The sequence below is a fragment of the Microbulbifer maximicatervae (SeqCode) genome (assembly GCF_052468095.1).
Genome location: NZ_CP174332.1, coordinates 2,349,431 through 2,365,120, shown reverse-complemented (window position 1 = coordinate 2,365,120; position 15,690 = coordinate 2,349,431). Strand labels below are relative to the sequence as shown.

The window sequence follows — 15,690 nt, the reverse complement described above, 5'->3', positions numbered from 1 at the left end:
CGTTGAATGTTCCGCAGTAGCGGTAAGTAGTAGGGCAGGGCATATTCATGAGAGTCACCGCGTACTTTGCAATTTCGTTACTTTTAACTTCCACAATTCCAATTTCTGCAAACGCTCAATGGGCTGCACCGGAAGTTGGGTCCTACGGTCATCCAGACAAAAGGTGCAAGCGGGTTAAGCCCCGTTTTGACAAACTATTTAAGGCGCCTGTCGACGAGTGTTTTAACGGTATAGGCGAACCCTATCCAGAGTTAGTCGACGGGGTATGTTCAGCGGGAGAACCTAAACGCAACAGTGCACAGATCTGGGGGATGGCTGAATCACCCAAGTTTTTATATTGGGGAACAGGTGCCAATGTTCCCTGTACCGCACAGGCAGCACCGGATGCAGTTCTGACCCCGATCTTCGCACCAAACCAGGGTTGGGTATGCGAGTTTAATCAAGGAATCCTGGCACAGGAAAATCCTAACCTAAAAAATCTTGGCGACTGGCGGGCACCCACCGCCTATCGTATGGACACCTGTACACTGGAAGTCACGGAAATAACTCCCATCTATGACCCACTTCTGCAAGATACATTGGGATTTCGCTCTGGAGGCTACGCTGACGATGTTATTTTTCTTGCGGGACCCGGCGGTGTCCAAGAAGGTATAGCCGGCGAGGGCGGCGGTAACAGCATCATTATGATGGCTTGGCAGGCAAGTACCGGGCAGTACTTGGGATCGAAAAGATTCCCTGAGTATTCAAACATCCGTAAGTTTTTAAATTACAAAGGTGTGTTGTACACAGGCGTTCGATTACAAGAAGACCTGGGTGGATCAGGCCAAGTCCTTCGCTGGATGGGCGATCTGCATGATCCATTCAAGTTTGAAGCAGTGGGAACCATGGAAAGCACCCCTGCAAACCTGACTGTACATAGAGGGCGTATATTTTCCTCCACCTGGCCCAATGTTAATACTCAAACAGGAGAAGTTCTGGCCTATTCGGGAATTGTAATGAGCCCCAGGATACCTCCCGGAGGCTTTAAGCCCAGTGATGTTGAAGAGTGGGAAGAGGTCTGGAACATCACTGAGTACGAACCAGACCTCATCAGTGCTCGGGCCTATGCGGGCGGAGACATTACATCATGGCAAGGAAAGCTCTACTGGGGCACGATTAACTTTCCATTAGGTGGTTTCAGAAGCCATGTTCAAGCCTATGGCGAAACCTGGGATACGCCTATTGGTGAATTGGGAACCATAATCGCAACTCATCGTGCAACCACTGTGTTCAGTGGTGACCGATTCACCAGAAAAAGTAAGAGAGATAAAGGGAAGAAGAAACCGAGGGTTAATGTCCTATATGGGTATCAAAGTGTCCAGGTTTGGGACCCAGATAGTAATGAGTTTGTGGATACTCAGACACTGGCTGGGGCCCCAAAGCTAGGCAGAGCCGGATTGGGTTGGCCATTTAATGTATACACATGGCGCCTGGGTGTAACTGGAGACAATATGTATCTGGGTACCCTAGATGTCAGTAAGCAATTTGCAGCTCTAATAGAGAGTGGAACTGACCCCGCAGGTGAACTTCCAGCAGAACTACTTATGCTACTGGAAAACGCACTATCCAACCCGGTAACATCTGGCGCAAAGCTCTATCGATTTCTCTCGCCAAATCAGCGCGCTATTCCTGCAACTATAAACGGTGTGGGCAATTCAGCTAACTTCGGTTTTAGAACGATGATTAATCACCCAACCTTCATGTGGCTTGGAACAGCGAACCCATTTAATCTCAACCCTGATGGCGGTTGGGAGCTATATCGATTCGCTCCTATCGCCCCCAAGAAACCGAAATGGGTTGATGGTATGCAACAGGATTAATTCATCGCCATATCTATCTGACTAGCTGGGTCTGCTCCCCATTTTGGGGTACAGACCCAATTAGGTTGCGTTCAATATTTGAACATATAGAATCAATAGTTAAAAATCACTGAGTACCCCATGACAATCTCTACATCCTTAGCTCTGTTCATTTCAATGCTAGTTCTAGCACTGATACCTGGGCCGGGAGTATTAGCTGTTATTTCCCGGTCAGTGACACTCGGCTTGCGCCAGGGATTAATTACAGTAATGGGAATTGTTGTAGGTGATTATTTCTTTATTTTGTTAGCCCTGCTTGGCCTAGCAACGCTAGCCGAAACCTTGGGGAGCTTATTCATCGTTATTAAATATGCTGGAGCCGCCTATCTTATCTGGCTGGGAGTGAGTCTCTTTCTCTCAGCAAAGAAAAGACAAGTCGACCAAAACCAAATAGCAACAAGCCACTCCCATAGCAGCTTTTCAAGTTTTCTACTGGGCTTAGTCACCACGCTGGGTAATCCGAAAGCTATTCTTTTCTACGTAAGCTTCTTTCCAGCCTTCCTCGATCTAACTCGCGTTGCTTCTTTGGACATTGCAATTATATTTGCAATTGCAACGCTAGCCGTAGGCAGTGTGATGGCCGGTTATGCGTACCTTGCCTGCAAGGCACGGTCAACAATCAGCCAATCAGGAAAGACCCCGGCTCTAAAATACGGCTCTGGGGCTTTACTTATAGGAAGTGGTGTTTTTATTGCGGCAAAGAGTTAGTGCCTCCACTAGGTGCAGAAGTAATAGACCCAATTACTGCTCTCTGTTAGTTAGTTTTAGGAGGACGACCGTTTTACTTAGCTCCAAAACTACTCACTCATTTCAGCCTGCTAATGCTACTTTTAGTGCCTTCCTGATTATTTTTGCATCATCCAGTGCTCGATGAACTGTGAATTTGTCAGAGTCCTCCAGCTTTTCGCGCTCATTAATGAATGCTCTTAAGTGATTTTCAGAGCCACCAATTAGCTCCTGAATATCCCTGAGTTCAAACGCCTGATGAATGCCAGTATCAGAAAAAAGGGCATTGCACCAAAAACTGTCCCACTGCAGGGCATCGCAATAGACAACCTGGCCTGAAAGAATCCTGTTTAGGCTATAAGCCACTGTAGTTGGATCAATACCCTCGGATTCCAGCTTTGATCGGGAAATGTTATGTATCGATTCAGCATCATCGGACCAATAAGACCAGTGTGGCATTGGTTTTATTAGCGCCTGGTATTCCACTGTTTCAGAGCAGAGGCCAACTTCTATAGGGTAACTCTGCTTGGATAAGCCACTGGCTTCGAAGTCAATAATCCACATGATAAGAACGATAAGATATGGAGGAAAGGTAAAAGAACTTAGCACTTCTTCCTTGCTACCTTCCAGTCTGCCTGCATTTTCAAGCCAATTGAACAAACATGTATCTTAAGATAGACTACAACTGATAATGATTATTATTTGTGACTTAAATTTAAACCCGGTAGATCGCTAAATACAGAGCTTCCCAGTATTGAAGGCAATATTTGCAACTACGAAACTCCATTTCTGTAAAGAATAAGCGCAATGTTCAAAAAATCCTCGACCTCTAAGCAAAGAAGGCTGGAAAACTTCAATGTCTAACCTGGTGGCTTTCCTACTTACTTATTTGGCTGTACTAATTATTTTTGTAACCAGACATAAAGATCTACAGCTCAGTAGTTTTAAGCGCTTACAAAGAATTGCCTGGTGGGTGCTTCCGGTGAGTTCAATTCCTTATGGATTCCTATATGGTTGGGAGGTAGGGATACCCATCTGGCTTTGTGTCGCGATGTTCTGCGCTTTATTACAAGCACTGCTCGCCCCAATCAAACCTAATTGGCTGCTTCGCCATTTTCCGCTGTCAGTAGTGGGCTTGTTGGTATTAGAGCAGGCTCTTCTGACTATCGGATAACTCTATGGCTGCTTCAATAAAAATCAGTTGGCAACAGGTCGCCCTGACCATTGTGCTGAGCATTATCTTGATGTTTTCCAGCACGGTGATGTTGTCGATTTACTGGCCGTCCGCCGAGCCAACAGAACGGATGGCAGCGGGATCTATGTTATCGACACTTTTATGGGTCGGGTATATGAGTATGGGGTTACTCGCCGCCTCCACTTGGCGCGCAGCGGCATACCTACTGTCCCTGTTGCTGGTCATGCTCGGACTAAGCGCTCTTTCTTTTTTATAATTTTCGGTCTAGCCAACTTAAATGCAACAGCGTAGCAATATCCTTTTTTACGAAATTCACTCCTGGATTGGGGTGTTATTTTCTATTCTGCTATTCGTAATTTCCTTTTCCGGCGTGGTCGCACTATTTGGCCACGAGCTGACCCAATGGGAACGCCCCGAGCATCGTATTGCCTTCGATGCTGAAGCGCCTGTGGATGTAGATCAACTGGTCGCTCCGGTGCTCGCCGAGGCAAATATCGGTGAGGACAGCTTTTTTATGATCTCAATGCCAGACTACTACCATCCTATGCTGGAAGTGCTCTGGACTGATGCTGAAAGTGAGGAAACCGAGGTACGCCATATAAACCCCAATACCGGTGAAGTGCTGCCGCCCAGCGGCTCTGATTTCGCTGAGCTATTGACGTATATGCACACTGACCTACTGTTTCCCAGGCCTTTCGGACGCTACCTGGTTGGACTGATGGGCTTGGTGATGCTGCTCTCCATATTAAGTGGCATCATCATTCACAAGAAAATTTTTAAAGAGATGTTTAAATTCCGTGTGGATCGCAGCAGGCGGCTCAAATGGACAGACCTGCACAAAGTATTAGGGGTCTGGCCGCTACCGTTCCATATAGTGATTGCTTTTACCGGCGCAATACTTGGCCTGAATGGCATTATGATCCAGGTTGCTGCATTTTCTGCTTTTGAAGGTAATGTGGAAGCTGCAGTCGCCTCGGTAGTGGGGGAACATCCTGAGATAACTGGCGAGCCTTTGCTGTCCAGTAGCTATAACCAAATACTGCTACGCTACCAGGACCAAGTGCCTAATGCGAAACCCAAAGCCATTTATGTGGAGGCCTACGGGGATCGCAATCAGGTTGTCCAAGTCTCGGGCCAAACAAACGAGGCGCTGGTGCGCTTTGTAGATGTCAAATACCGCAGTGAAGATGGCGAAGTAGTTAATATCAATAACCCAGTGAAGGATTCAGGTCCGTTTATGCGGGTATATTTTTCACTGACTCCACTTCACTACGCACTCTACGGTGGCTTCCTGATAAAAGCCCTGTACTTTGTGTTGGGATTGGCATTGTGTTTGATGATGGTAACGGGCACCGTTATCTGGCAGGTTCGCAAGGCACAGAGGCAAAAGCTCCCCTCTGGTGATATTAATACCCGAGGTTCCGGCTGGTTCCTCAGTTTGCTCACGGTAGGGGTTTGTGCCGGTTTGGTTGTCGCCACCGCGGCCACTTTCTATGCCAATAAGCTGTTACCTCCCGGTAGTGGTGGCGATCAGCGCTTTCACTGGATTGAAATGGTGTATCTATCTGTATGGGGAGTGGCCATAGCCTGGGCGATGTTGCGCCGCCAGATAAAACCTGCATTAGCAGATCTCTCACTTTGTGCAGGCTTGCTGCTGTGCGGCATCCCGCTGCTGAATGCGCTGGTAACTGGAAATGGTCTGCTGGTCCCCTGGAAGTCCGTCACTTTGCCAGTAGTCTTCACTGACCTGGGCGCCCTGGTAATGGGTGTCATTTGCCTCTATTCGAGCAGATATATCTATAGACAGGTATCCCAGTTAAAGCAGCCTGCAGATATACCCCAAGCTGTTGCCGCACAATAACGGGCTATTTCCTGCGAGATGGCGAATGCCATCTCGTAAACTTTATAGAATCAGTACAGCACTGGAATAGGGCGCTGCAACCTATCCCAACTACACACTTTACCTTCCACTCAATTACTCTCGAAGAGAGTGGTATTTACTTTCAAGCATTCAGAGGACGCTACTTTTTTCACAACTTACATATAGGATGAGTGTGTCGTTGGGCTGGATAAATCCAGAACATTCTTGCCCCCTCCCGAACCGAGACGCTCCCTAACTCCCGTCGCCAGGTATGGAAATATCAAAACCATTTAAAATGGCAGAGACCTGATGATAGCCAGCCACGAGAAAGACCAGTTCGGCGGCACCCTCGTTACCGAAAGCACTCACGGCCATCTCCCAAGTAGCCTTTGGCAGGCGGCCTCCAGCTGCAAGTGATGCGGCGACATCATAAGCAGCGGTTTCCTCAAAAGTTAGGTCTATCGGACGCTGGCCCGCTGCGATAGTGGCAATTTTGCTCCTTGCCAACTCACTTTTCTCACCAATAACCGTATGGGAGTACAGCTCATAACCCGCTTTAAAATGAGCTGCGGTGATTAGAATCGCAACCTCCCGAGCAGCCTTAGGAAGCGTGGGTTTATCTGCAATAGCCTTGATATTGTCCCACCAGGGCTTTCCAAACCTGGGATATTGCAGTGCTGGTGCCCAGGGCCCCAGTAAAGCGCCATCCTTACGCTTCTTGATGAAACCTGTGAAATACCCCTTCATCTCATTACTCATATCTTCGTAAAGAGGTTTCTGTTCTTCGCTAAGTTCTTCTGGTGGGATGGCAGGGATACGCAACTGACACCTCTCTTGTCCAATTGGCGATTCAGATTTATCACACACAAAGATTCTAGCCCGACAGAACGCAAGATTCGGGATGCCTGTTTGAAGAGTTGCATTCAACCGCAGATTAACTGCCGAACTTTGGCTCAGGGAGCCCCTGAACTCCAAGCCCGTGAACGGCTAAGATACAGCCCGGTTGAGGATGTCGAGCCAGTTCCTCTTTAGTAAGGAATGACTGCTGAGATGTGACAAACAGTGTCTCATAATTATTACCGCCAAAAGCGATGCAGGTAGGACTGCGAATCGGCAGGTCGATTTCTCTATCAAGCCTTCCTTTGGGATCTACTCGCAAGATTTTGCCCCCAAGATTCAACGCAAACCAGTAAAACCCCTCCGTATCTACCGTTGCACCGTCGACAATTCCTGGTTGTCGGTCTTCTATGGAAAAGAAAGGGCGCCGGTTGCTAATCCGGCCGTCAATGATATCCAGATCGAATACGTAAACCATATGTCCAAAGGTATCCCCGAAGTACATTCGCGTATCTTCAGGGTCAAAAGCAATGCCGTTGGCTACAACAAAGCGAAAATCCTTATCGGCCTTTCGGTAGGTTAGATCGGGCTCCAAACAATAGAGATAGGAAGATTTGTCTTTAAAACGCACATCCATACTGCCGCACCAGAAACGCCCATAGCGGTCCACTTTGCCATCATTCAAACGACTGTGGGGCCTACCGGGTTCAGGATTAACGATTGTATCGACACGCCTGTTTTCCAAGTCGATAGCAAAGAAACCGGAGCATCCACCTCCGATCATTCCGCCTCCACGGCGGAAGCCAAAGGAGCCTATTTGTTCAGGCATATCCCAGGTCTTGCGTTCGCCTGTTTCGATATTGAAACTTCTTATGGATGGAGGCCGGGCATCAGTGGGGTCAGGTTCGGGGTTAACGTGATCAGCCCAATAGATAGACTTGTCTTCCGCTGACCAAATCGGTGTCTCGCCCAATCCATCATTGCACTCCCATAGACACTCGATTTCTACCACCGTAAATCCTCCAATATGAAAAGAGCGCATTCACGCCGATGAAGGGAGCGAGTACCTAATGAGTCGTAAGGCTAATTTTGTGATTCCAAGTTAAGAAGGCCGAATAAGAATACCCGGCCCATAAAAACCAATATGGCTTGGCTTGCCACTAAAAGACCATCAAAAACTGAAAGTCCACTCGGGAATCCAATTCAAAGCCCAGGCTTCCATTACCTTATCAAGCCCACTCAATACCAGTACCCCGAGCAGTAATAGTATAAGACCTAGTACTGTTTTGCCTCCAATGGCGAAAGCCCCAACTGATGGTGACAGTCGAGTGTAAATCTGCCTCGATAGCCCCCCAGCCACTAAAAGCGCTGCACCAGTACCTAGTCCGAAAGCAAACATCACCATAAATGACTGTCCCAATTGTTGGCCCATGGAAGCCAGTGCTATAGCGGCACCCAGGGTAGGGCCGACACATGGCAGCCAGATGATTCCGGTAAGGAAGCCAATACCAAACTGCCCAGCCCAAGCCCCATCACCGGTAATGCTCGCCCCTACAGTGATTTTTGATAAGCGCAAGGTAAGCCAATCGGAAAGTGGTTTGATCAACAAGACGAGTGCAACCGCCACTAACATTATCGCGGCAATATAGCGGAAGAGTTCTGGGTCTAATCCTAAGGAGACCAATAGAAAGCTCAGCACAGTACCTGCCAATGCAAAGGACAAGCTTAGCCCAACCGCCAACGCGTACGGCCCCCAGCGCCCGGCGCTATTAGATGCGCCGACAACCATTGGCACCAACGGCCAAACGCAGGGGGAGAGAATACTGAGAGTACCCGCGATCAAAGCCAGGGGGATGGCGCTAAGCTCAAGCATTGTCAGTGCAAGCCTTAACTGAATCGAAGATATTCTCCTGAATTACATCGGCACGAGTTTCGGCAACACTGAACCACACCTGTTGCTCCCCATTAAACAGTAGTAGCGTTGATTGCCGAGGAGCGCGGAAGTGCTTAACCCACTTTTTCTGGGAGTCGAAATCCACATTCAGGATCGTAAGGCCACACTGGGCATTGTCCTTCTGAAACTGTGCCAGAATCTCGCCCTGCTTTTTACAGGTTGGGCACCAATCTGCTCTCACATCGATCAAAATGGGTCGTTTGGCGGCTTGTAACTCCTTGAATCGTTCTTCGGAAAATGGCTCTGATGCTAGAGCGAATGGCATAGAAAAAACTAATGTAGCGGCGATCAAGGTGCGAAGAGCTAAGCGGATAAATTTCATACAATCCATATCCTTAGTGGCAGGGTATAAGCCCCAATTTGAAGACAATCTGTTTAGATACCCACCTTGGTCGTACTGGAGTGCAAATTCTTACAGTAAGGCAAAGAGGATTTGTTTGATTAGGAACCCTAGGGCTGTTCTCTGTGTATTCAGTAGCGAAGAAGGCTAACAGGAGGAGGGCGATGGCCTCATTGCCATAAAGTAACAACCAGGTGAAGTTGGAGGCTCCAAAGAACTTATAAGATCTGTGGGAGTCCTACCTGTTATCGCACTAATCACAGAGTTTTTCGGAAAAGGATTTTGGCCAGGTCTATTGAGATATGGTCTACGAAGTAGATGGATTTTAATACGACGACACCTTCACTCTCCAACATCAAAACCACCCAAAATTGGCGCTTTGCAGTCTCAGTACTGATTGCTATTGGAACCCATATAGCACTGATAGTTGTTCCAGTATCAATAGCTCCAGGTCCAACTCCTAGGACCAAAACGTCGCTAGAAGTCAAATTACTGGCCTCATTTACTCCTCTGCCTTCTACGTCTCCGCCAACAGATGAAGAACCGAGCGCAGTATCAAAGCAAGAAATTAACGCTCAGACAGATGCAGTACCCATTACTAGCCCGCCAATACCTGATCGTTTGAATAAGGTGAAGCCAGCCAAAATAGAAGAGCCACCCCCCAAATTGGAAGGAGCATTGGAGGCAAGGCCCCATTCCGGGGATTTCCCAACTGCGCCAAGGTCAGGGCGACAACCGACTGTATTCAATCCCGCTCTCGAGAGAAAAATAGCCAGGGAACGCAACAAAGTCCGTCGATATCAGCCTACAGAAAACAGATACCAGACCTCGACAGGAACCTTTGTTCAAGTTGGAGACCGCTGTTTTGATGTTAAAGAGCTACCTGCTACAAATACAGATAGTGATCTAAATCCATGGTTTGGTGCGAAGTGTCCAGATAATTCCAGATCACAAGCAGAAATCGATCGATTGGCTGAGAAATATGGGATTCCATAAAACTGCTGGAGTAACTTTTTATAAATGAAAGGGTACCCAACCTTCACCAGTTGTCTTGAAACATGTAGTTATCAACTCAACTGGTGAAAGTATTACACCTTTACTGTCTTCCCTTGAAGGTTAGTGAGCCTTACCACCTGAACGCTCAAATCCAGCGTAAGGGTGATACAGAATTGACTTCAGGCCAGAGTGACGCTCGCGAAGTTCTTGTGGCATATCACCCAGGTGTACTAAGCGAGTGGGTTCAGCAGCCGCTATCCAGCGATCGGCGAAGTTGTCCCACGAGTCAATATGCTTATGGGCAGACTTGGAGTCCTTGAAATGCTCGTAGATAAGCACGTTTCCATCATCGGTTACGTAATACTGGTAGTTCAGGGTTCCACCTTCTTTCTTAGTTGCTGCGACCATCTCATTCACAACAGCTTTGAACTCCGCTTCATGTCCCTTTCTTATCTTTCCTTCGATAATCCAACCTACATTGTTAAACATGCTTGCTACCTCACTACCGAAAGTATCGTTTAACCATATACACCGGAAGAGTTAATGTATTACCCACGGCGCTTAAGTGGTGTGTTGAATTGTAGATGGTTTTTGGGGAAGCACATTCAATCACAGGTATGAAGAAAATCTAATAAGCTAAAGCAGGCTACGGGCCTCTGGTCAGAACGTGACAGTCAATTAAGTAGCACTACAATATATCGAAAAAAAATCAGCTTACCTGGTAACTGTGTATTACCCATGGCTTATTCTGGATAACCTAAAGTTAATAGTCTATTTATGACCGTGAACAAGTGAGCGGGCAGGGACTATTACAACTTATTCAGATTAAGAAAGATAATGGATAACCCCTTTGCTAATCTCATACACAATATATTCTAATTTCACTTGGCTAAAAATCTGGCAGCCACACTAACTAATTCGAATTAAGGCTGTAATAGAGATACTATGAAAAAGCCAATAACTACAAAACTCAGAAATTGTCTTGTCAGTCTCTTCAGAGGAATTAGCCAGGTCATCCTGCAAAGAAACGCCTTGAGTGGCCTTCTATTCATACTCGGAGTAACAGTTAACTCTATTACCATGGCTATAGGGATCGCAATTGGGGTTATCACTGCAACTGCCTGTGCAACTATTCTAAATTACCCCGTAAAACAAATTGAGGATGGACTATTTGGGTACAATGGGGCTTTGATCGGTGTAGTCATATTCTTATTATATGCTCCATCCCTAATGACTTTTTTATTGATTGTCGGTGGAAGTGCTTTAACAGTCTTAATCATGCGCTTTATGCTGCTTCATTTTGTCCTTCCGCCTTATACTACGCCCTACATTCTGGTGATATGGGCTATATGGATATTGGCTCCAGCACTAGATCTAGCGCCAACTGCAGCATTCATTAACGAAAACACCTCAACCTGGGGGATATTTGAAGGTATTGGTCAAATAATCTTTCAGAACAATGCCATTACAGGTATTTGTTTTTTAATTGGGATTTTTATCTCGAATAAATCTCATGCGTTTTGGAGTATTATTGGTGGAATGCTGGCCACATCACTGGCCATGCTCCTGGCCTTATCACCCACATTAATTCTTGCCGGGCTCTTCGGTTACAATGCATCTTTGAGCGCTATTGCATTATCAAATGGTCGTAAGCGATGGCTAGCCCCACTTGCAGGGAGTATATTAACCGTTCCAATCGCAATGGCTTTTATGAGCGCTGATATTATTGTATTAACCGCACCATTTGTTATCGCTAGCTGGATTATATTGTTGATCCAAAGAAAACTTACATTAACTCATTAATCCAGCCAATTAAAGAAAAAACTAGCTCGTGGCAGATTCGGTAAGTGCGATTTCCATTTGGCAAATTGATTGAGTCCAACTGACTTTTGCCAGTTTTGCATAGTCAGTGTTGAGAAGCGTATGTGTCAGAGTAACGATGGTACCAAGCTAACTGCCCCTGAAAACAACTTCGACCAAAGATGCATTTTCTTGCGGCTTGGTGTTGTTTGGCAGATTAAGATTGCAATGCTCGTGGACTTCAAAAACTAATCGCTTCGGCCTGTCAACGCTGCGATACACACCAGACATAACGCAGGAACTGCCGCTTGGAGCAGTCATCTCAAAAGCAAAGCACCCACCAACCTTGGCAGTGAGGTTGAGTACACGTGTCGTGAAATCGTCAGGCCCCCACCATTTTTCAACCATGTTGGGTATGATCCAGGCATCAAAGACCTTCTCTGGCATTGCCCGGACTGTATAAGAGATCGGTTCGATTCGAACATCCTTTTGATAAGTAAAATCGATCACTGTTGCACCTTATTCTTTTAAGTAATGGGGTTCCAGTAGCCTGTTAACACTGAAACATTTTATCTTTGCCCTATAACACCATTTAATCGACTCCACCTGATTTTATGATCATAGTAGGGAGCCAAACCAGCGCTTGCAGACGCTCTAGAGCATATCCATTATCGTTGAGGCGGCAAGGCTAATCGAATGATTGAATGAGCGATTTCCAAGTAACCTTAAGCTGCTTTTAATACGTAGCTACACCCAGTAGCCATTGCCTAACAATTTTTCACCGATATACTTATTCAGATGGAAGAAAATCACGACAACCTGAATACTGTTTTCCAAGCTCTGGCTGATCCAACACGACGCGCTGTCATTCAGCATTTGATAAGCGGACCAGCGTCGGTCACCGAGCTCGCAGAACCATTTGAGATGGCACTCCCTTCGTTCATGAAGCATATTGGTGTGCTGGAGGATGCGGGTTTGATTCGCTCCAAGAAAACTGGTCGTGTGCGAACCTGTGAGATAAAACCCAAGCAACTGACAGCGGCACAAAAATGGATCAATACACAAACGGCCATATGGGAAGGCCGGATGGCTCGGATGGCGAGCTATGTCGAAACGCTCGACGCAGAAGAGCAGGATGACTTAGTACAAAAGGGGTAGATGCCCCAACAATACGGATCCCATAGGCATAAGCCAATTTCTCGACCTCCATCCCGCCTAGAGTTGAAGTTTTAACTGCACGGAGCCATTCGCCGGTTATCCATTGACCTAACAATTACTGTTAACTATAGTTATCCAAAAAGCTAACTATCGTTATTTTTTGCACTCGGGCTGTTCACGCTTTGCAAACATCGCAGAGGGATTCGCATGAGCCAAGATTTATCCCACGACACCATATCGATCAGTAGAAGGATCAAAGCACCGAGAGAGCGGGTATTTTCCGCATGGGAAGACCCGCAAGCCCGCTCGATATGGGGGCCTCCCTCAGAAGATGAAACAATCGAATTTCTCGAAAATGACTTTCGCGAAGGAGGCCTAGACGTCCATCTATGCGGTCAAAGTAGCGATCTGCGATTCCGGGTCGAAACACACTATTACGAAATCAGAAAGCCACATCGGCTATTGTTCACCGAACGTGTAACTACGGATGGCTCTCCACTAAGTATCTCTTTGATTAGCGTGGAGATCGGCAATAGTGAAAGCGTGACAGAACTCAAGGTAACGATACAAATCGCCTCCCTGGTCGGCTCGGGAATAATCGAGGGAACTCGCAATGGGTGGCAGCGCGCTCTTTCTAACCTGACTGCATACTTGGAAGCAAGAAAAGTAGAAGCCGAATAGAGGAGGGCAATATTGTTTCTCTTCGGGCTTCAATAGCCATTGAGTAACAGTCCAAGTACAACCCGCAGAATCATTTGGACCAATAGAACCAACAGGGAAGAACTTGTGCGAAAAATAATTGTAAACACGTTTATTAGCCTGGATGGTGTGATGCAGGCCCCTGGCGGCCCGGAAGAGGACTCTTCAGGGGGCTTTGAGCTTGGTGGATGGGTAGCTTCCTATTTTGATGAAGGTGTTGGTGAATTCATGGGCAATGTGTTCGCAGCGCCATTTGAGCTCCTGCTTGGCCATCGGGCACACGACATTTTCTCTGCACATTGGCCAAAAGTTGCTGCTGACCCTCCGCCTGAGGGTGTTGATGAAAGTGAAATCCAGCTGGCCAAAAAAATCGACGGTACAATACGATACGTGGCTTCTCGCACGAAACCTGAGTTTACCTGGGAAGGCAGCGAGTGGCTGGGGGATGACCCAATCTCGAGGCTTCGTGCAATCAAGGCTAGCAATGGCCCTGACTTGTTGGTTCCAGGCAGTGCTGACTTTATTCAAACTCTACTCAAAGCGGACCTAATTGATCAGTTCAAATTACTGATTTTTCCTTTGGTCCTGGGTAACGGGAAACGTCTTTTCGGTTCAGGTGTGATCCCTACAGCGTTCCATGTACAGCAAGCCATGACGACAGATAGCGGTGTAATTTGTGTGACCTATGTTCGAGGCGGAAGTATCACGACTGGAGATTTCTCCCTGCAACGAGAGTAGGGCCGGCAGTCTAAGCGCAATTTGGGATAGATAAGCAGAGATAGGAACTCGAAAGTTATGGAGCCCATCACTTACTTGGTATTCAAGGGGAGCTGCGCACATTATGCCGATACGCTCGGCAGTAAGATCAGATCTGGAACGCCCACCAGATGTCCCGATATAACTATCAATGCCAGGGCCTTTCAGCAGAGTAAGTATTCGACCCGTTTAAATCCCAAGGAGATATCAAAATGACAGAACTCGTTACCTGTCTTTGGTTCGACTACGGCGAAGCAAAGAAAGCGGCGGAATTCTATGCAGCAACTTTTCCTAACAGCCATGTCGACCGCGTTAATGCGGCCGCCGCCGACTACCCCGGTGGCCATGAGGGCAGTGAGCTAACCGTTGAATTGACTGTCCTCGGGCGCAAGTTTATAGGTCTGAATGGCGGCCCAAATTTTACTCCGAATGAATCGGTCAGTTTTATGGTTATTACCGAAAACCAGGAAGAAACTGACCGTTACTGGAATGCGATTGTGGATAACGGTGGGCAAGAGAGCGCCTGCGGTTGGTGTAAGGATCGCTGGGGTCACTCGTGGCAAATTACGCCAAAACTGCTACTCGATCTTACAACGAATCCCGACCGTAACAAGGCAAAGCGCGCCTTCACCGCGATGATGACCATGAGAAAGATCGATATTGCGACAATTCAAGCTGCTACAAATTCGGTTTGAAGTAACAGAGAGATATCGCGAAAGAGTATTTATACCGGGCATGAGCAAATCGCCTCGTCAACCCTGAGCTACTGGCACAACACCTCTACAAGCTAAGTGACACTGCCCTCATCAAGCTCAGTCCCAACAGACAATGCAAGAGACAAATATATGAGGATCAGATTGTGAGACGGTTAGTGGTTTGGAATGTGATGTCGTTGGATGGCTGCTTTGAAGGCACCGCCCCATGGTCATTGGACCATCACGCAACAGTGTGGGGCGACGAATTAGAAGCCTTCTCTCTTCGACAGGGTGATGAAATTGGCACCTTGCTATTCGGATGTCGCACCTATAAAGGGATGGCCGATTATTGGCAAAACGAAACAGGGTCGATTGCGGACATGATGAACTCGCTTGAAAAAGCCGTCATCTCTCGCACGCTAGAAACCGCCAATTGGTCAAATACTCGTCTACTGAAAGGCGAGGCGGCCGAACATGTTCGCGCGCTGAAAAAAGAGACCGGGAAGAGGGATATCTTCGTATTTGGTAGTTCGAATCTAGTAGCTACTCTGCTCAGAGAAGGTCTAGTAGACGAGTACCGGATATGCCTAGCACCTATCGTACTAGGAGCTGGCCCACCTCTCTTCAAACCTGACGGTATCCAGAAAAATTTTGAGCTGATGCGGGCAGATACCCTTGAAACGGGCGGAGTAGTCCTTCGCTACAAGTGCCTATAAAAGGGCGGAGTGTTATTGCAACCAGGTTCTAGGCATGGTTTGGATCATTAACCTAAAAG

At 47.2% G+C, this 15,690-nt stretch carries 19 protein-coding genes; 12 read left to right on the top strand and 7 right to left on the bottom strand.

The window, feature by feature from the left end; translation table 11 throughout:
- The first annotated feature begins 47 nt into the window (after nucleotides 1-47).
- Nucleotides 48-1,859: a hypothetical protein gene (locus ACJJIL_RS10085; RefSeq protein ID WP_444897326.1), complete on the top strand. Its 1,812-nt coding sequence runs from the start codon at nucleotides 48-50 to the stop codon at nucleotides 1,857-1,859.
- A 120-nt stretch (nucleotides 1,860-1,979) separates the two neighbouring features.
- On the top strand, nucleotides 1,980-2,606 hold the full coding sequence (locus ACJJIL_RS10080; protein ID WP_445361856.1) for a LysE family translocator: 627 nt from the start codon (nucleotides 1,980-1,982) through the stop codon (nucleotides 2,604-2,606).
- A gap of 102 nt (nucleotides 2,607-2,708) precedes the next feature.
- On the opposite strand, the gene ACJJIL_RS10075 is transcribed toward ACJJIL_RS10080, so the two are convergent.
- Nucleotides 2,709-3,284, bottom strand: a complete 576-nt coding sequence (locus ACJJIL_RS10075) for a hypothetical protein (protein ID WP_445361855.1) — start codon at nucleotides 3,282-3,284, stop codon at nucleotides 2,709-2,711.
- Between the two features lie 196 nt (nucleotides 3,285-3,480).
- On the opposite strand from ACJJIL_RS10075, the gene ACJJIL_RS10070 reads away from it, so the two are divergent.
- The 3 genes from ACJJIL_RS10070 to ACJJIL_RS10060 are packed head-to-tail and all read left to right on the top strand — an operon-like array spanning nucleotide 3,481 to nucleotide 5,680.
- Nucleotides 3,481-3,798: a hypothetical protein gene (locus ACJJIL_RS10070; protein WP_444957728.1), complete on the top strand. Its 318-nt coding sequence runs from the start codon at nucleotides 3,481-3,483 to the stop codon at nucleotides 3,796-3,798.
- Between the two features lie 4 nt (nucleotides 3,799-3,802).
- Nucleotides 3,803-4,075, top strand: a complete 273-nt coding sequence (locus tag ACJJIL_RS10065; RefSeq protein WP_108733205.1) for a hypothetical protein — start codon at nucleotides 3,803-3,805, stop codon at nucleotides 4,073-4,075.
- A gap of 21 nt (nucleotides 4,076-4,096) precedes the next feature.
- A complete protein-coding gene (locus ACJJIL_RS10060; protein ID WP_444933214.1) occupies nucleotides 4,097-5,680 on the top strand; it encodes a PepSY-associated TM helix domain-containing protein in 1,584 nt (527 codons plus the stop codon).
- 252 nt (nucleotides 5,681-5,932) lie between these two features.
- Here ACJJIL_RS10060 and ACJJIL_RS10055 read toward each other — a convergent pair whose 3' ends face one another.
- From ACJJIL_RS10055 to ACJJIL_RS10040, 4 genes are all read right to left on the bottom strand, one after another.
- Nucleotides 5,933-6,547 (bottom strand): carboxymuconolactone decarboxylase family protein, encoded by a 615-nt coding sequence (locus tag ACJJIL_RS10055; protein ID WP_445361854.1) that lies wholly within the window; start codon nucleotides 6,545-6,547, stop codon nucleotides 5,933-5,935.
- 67 nt (nucleotides 6,548-6,614) lie between these two features.
- Nucleotides 6,615-7,529, bottom strand: coding sequence for an SMP-30/gluconolactonase/LRE family protein (locus tag ACJJIL_RS10050; RefSeq protein ID WP_445361853.1), 915 nt, complete (start codon nucleotides 7,527-7,529; stop codon nucleotides 6,615-6,617).
- A 159-nt stretch (nucleotides 7,530-7,688) separates the two neighbouring features.
- Entirely contained in the window at nucleotides 7,689-8,390 is a 702-nt protein-coding gene (locus tag ACJJIL_RS10045; RefSeq protein WP_444927834.1) for a cytochrome c biogenesis CcdA family protein, read from the bottom strand.
- On the bottom strand, nucleotides 8,383-8,793 hold the full coding sequence (locus ACJJIL_RS10040; protein WP_444927835.1) for a thioredoxin family protein: 411 nt from the start codon (nucleotides 8,791-8,793) through the stop codon (nucleotides 8,383-8,385). Before ACJJIL_RS10040 ends, ACJJIL_RS10045 begins: the two co-directional genes overlap by 8 nt.
- A gap of 336 nt (nucleotides 8,794-9,129) precedes the next feature.
- Here ACJJIL_RS10040 and ACJJIL_RS10035 point away from each other — a divergent pair, with 336 nt between their 5' ends.
- Nucleotides 9,130-9,807, top strand: a complete 678-nt coding sequence (locus tag ACJJIL_RS10035; RefSeq protein ID WP_444927836.1) for a hypothetical protein — start codon at nucleotides 9,130-9,132, stop codon at nucleotides 9,805-9,807.
- A gap of 120 nt (nucleotides 9,808-9,927) precedes the next feature.
- Here ACJJIL_RS10035 and ACJJIL_RS10030 read toward each other — a convergent pair whose 3' ends face one another.
- Entirely contained in the window at nucleotides 9,928-10,296 is a 369-nt protein-coding gene (locus ACJJIL_RS10030) for a putative quinol monooxygenase (RefSeq protein WP_444927837.1), read from the bottom strand.
- Between the two features lie 456 nt (nucleotides 10,297-10,752).
- Between ACJJIL_RS10030 and ACJJIL_RS10025 the strand changes: the two genes are divergently transcribed.
- Nucleotides 10,753-11,610 (top strand): urea transporter, encoded by an 858-nt coding sequence (locus ACJJIL_RS10025; RefSeq protein ID WP_445361852.1) that lies wholly within the window; start codon nucleotides 10,753-10,755, stop codon nucleotides 11,608-11,610.
- Nucleotides 11,611-11,757: 147 nt separating this feature from the next.
- On the opposite strand, the gene ACJJIL_RS10020 is transcribed toward ACJJIL_RS10025, so the two are convergent.
- A complete protein-coding gene (locus ACJJIL_RS10020; RefSeq protein WP_445361851.1) occupies nucleotides 11,758-12,117 on the bottom strand; it encodes an SRPBCC family protein in 360 nt (119 codons plus the stop codon).
- A gap of 288 nt (nucleotides 12,118-12,405) precedes the next feature.
- On the opposite strand from ACJJIL_RS10020, the gene ACJJIL_RS10015 reads away from it, so the two are divergent.
- From ACJJIL_RS10015 to ACJJIL_RS09995, 5 genes are all read left to right on the top strand, one after another.
- Nucleotides 12,406-12,765 carry an ArsR/SmtB family transcription factor gene (locus ACJJIL_RS10015; protein WP_413661976.1) on the top strand — a complete coding sequence of 120 codons (360 nt, stop codon included), beginning with the start codon at nucleotides 12,406-12,408 and terminating at the stop codon, nucleotides 12,763-12,765.
- A 207-nt stretch (nucleotides 12,766-12,972) separates the two neighbouring features.
- Complete coding sequence (locus tag ACJJIL_RS10010) at nucleotides 12,973-13,446, top strand: SRPBCC family protein (RefSeq protein WP_445361850.1); 474 nt, start codon at nucleotides 12,973-12,975, stop codon at nucleotides 13,444-13,446.
- 105 nt (nucleotides 13,447-13,551) lie between these two features.
- Nucleotides 13,552-14,202 carry a dihydrofolate reductase family protein gene (locus ACJJIL_RS10005; protein ID WP_445361849.1) on the top strand — a complete coding sequence of 217 codons (651 nt, stop codon included), beginning with the start codon at nucleotides 13,552-13,554 and terminating at the stop codon, nucleotides 14,200-14,202.
- Nucleotides 14,203-14,432: 230 nt separating this feature from the next.
- The gene (locus tag ACJJIL_RS10000; RefSeq protein WP_445361848.1) at nucleotides 14,433-14,915 is read left to right on the top strand and encodes a VOC family protein; all 483 of its coding nucleotides are present in this window, start codon (nucleotides 14,433-14,435) and stop codon (nucleotides 14,913-14,915) included.
- Between the two features lie 191 nt (nucleotides 14,916-15,106).
- On the top strand, nucleotides 15,107-15,631 hold the full coding sequence (locus ACJJIL_RS09995; RefSeq protein WP_445361847.1) for a dihydrofolate reductase family protein: 525 nt from the start codon (nucleotides 15,107-15,109) through the stop codon (nucleotides 15,629-15,631).
- The last annotated feature ends 59 nt before the right edge of the window (nucleotides 15,632-15,690 follow it).

Coding starts and splice junctions, on each gene's coding strand:
- ACJJIL_RS10085 (WP_444897326.1), top strand. CDS start 48: ATGAGAGTCACCGCGTACTTTGCAATTTCGTTACTTTTAACTTCCACA.
- ACJJIL_RS10040 (WP_444927835.1), bottom strand. CDS start 8,793: ATGAAATTTATCCGCTTAGCTCTTCGCACCTTGATCGCCGCTACATTA.
- ACJJIL_RS10015 (WP_413661976.1), top strand. CDS start 12,406: ATGGAAGAAAATCACGACAACCTGAATACTGTTTTCCAAGCTCTGGCT.
- ACJJIL_RS10070 (WP_444957728.1), top strand. CDS start 3,481: ATGTCTAACCTGGTGGCTTTCCTACTTACTTATTTGGCTGTACTAATT.
- ACJJIL_RS10035 (WP_444927836.1), top strand. CDS start 9,130: ATGGATTTTAATACGACGACACCTTCACTCTCCAACATCAAAACCACC.
- ACJJIL_RS10045 (WP_444927834.1), bottom strand. CDS start 8,390: ATGCTTGAGCTTAGCGCCATCCCCCTGGCTTTGATCGCGGGTACTCTC.
- ACJJIL_RS10080 (WP_445361856.1), top strand. CDS start 1,980: ATGACAATCTCTACATCCTTAGCTCTGTTCATTTCAATGCTAGTTCTA.
- ACJJIL_RS10000 (WP_445361848.1), top strand. CDS start 14,433: ATGACAGAACTCGTTACCTGTCTTTGGTTCGACTACGGCGAAGCAAAG.
- ACJJIL_RS10025 (WP_445361852.1), top strand. CDS start 10,753: ATGAAAAAGCCAATAACTACAAAACTCAGAAATTGTCTTGTCAGTCTC.
- ACJJIL_RS09995 (WP_445361847.1), top strand. CDS start 15,107: ATGTCGTTGGATGGCTGCTTTGAAGGCACCGCCCCATGGTCATTGGAC.
- ACJJIL_RS10030 (WP_444927837.1), bottom strand. CDS start 10,296: ATGTTTAACAATGTAGGTTGGATTATCGAAGGAAAGATAAGAAAGGGA.
- ACJJIL_RS10060 (WP_444933214.1), top strand. CDS start 4,097: ATGCAACAGCGTAGCAATATCCTTTTTTACGAAATTCACTCCTGGATT.
- ACJJIL_RS10010 (WP_445361850.1), top strand. CDS start 12,973: ATGAGCCAAGATTTATCCCACGACACCATATCGATCAGTAGAAGGATC.
- ACJJIL_RS10065 (WP_108733205.1), top strand. CDS start 3,803: ATGGCTGCTTCAATAAAAATCAGTTGGCAACAGGTCGCCCTGACCATT.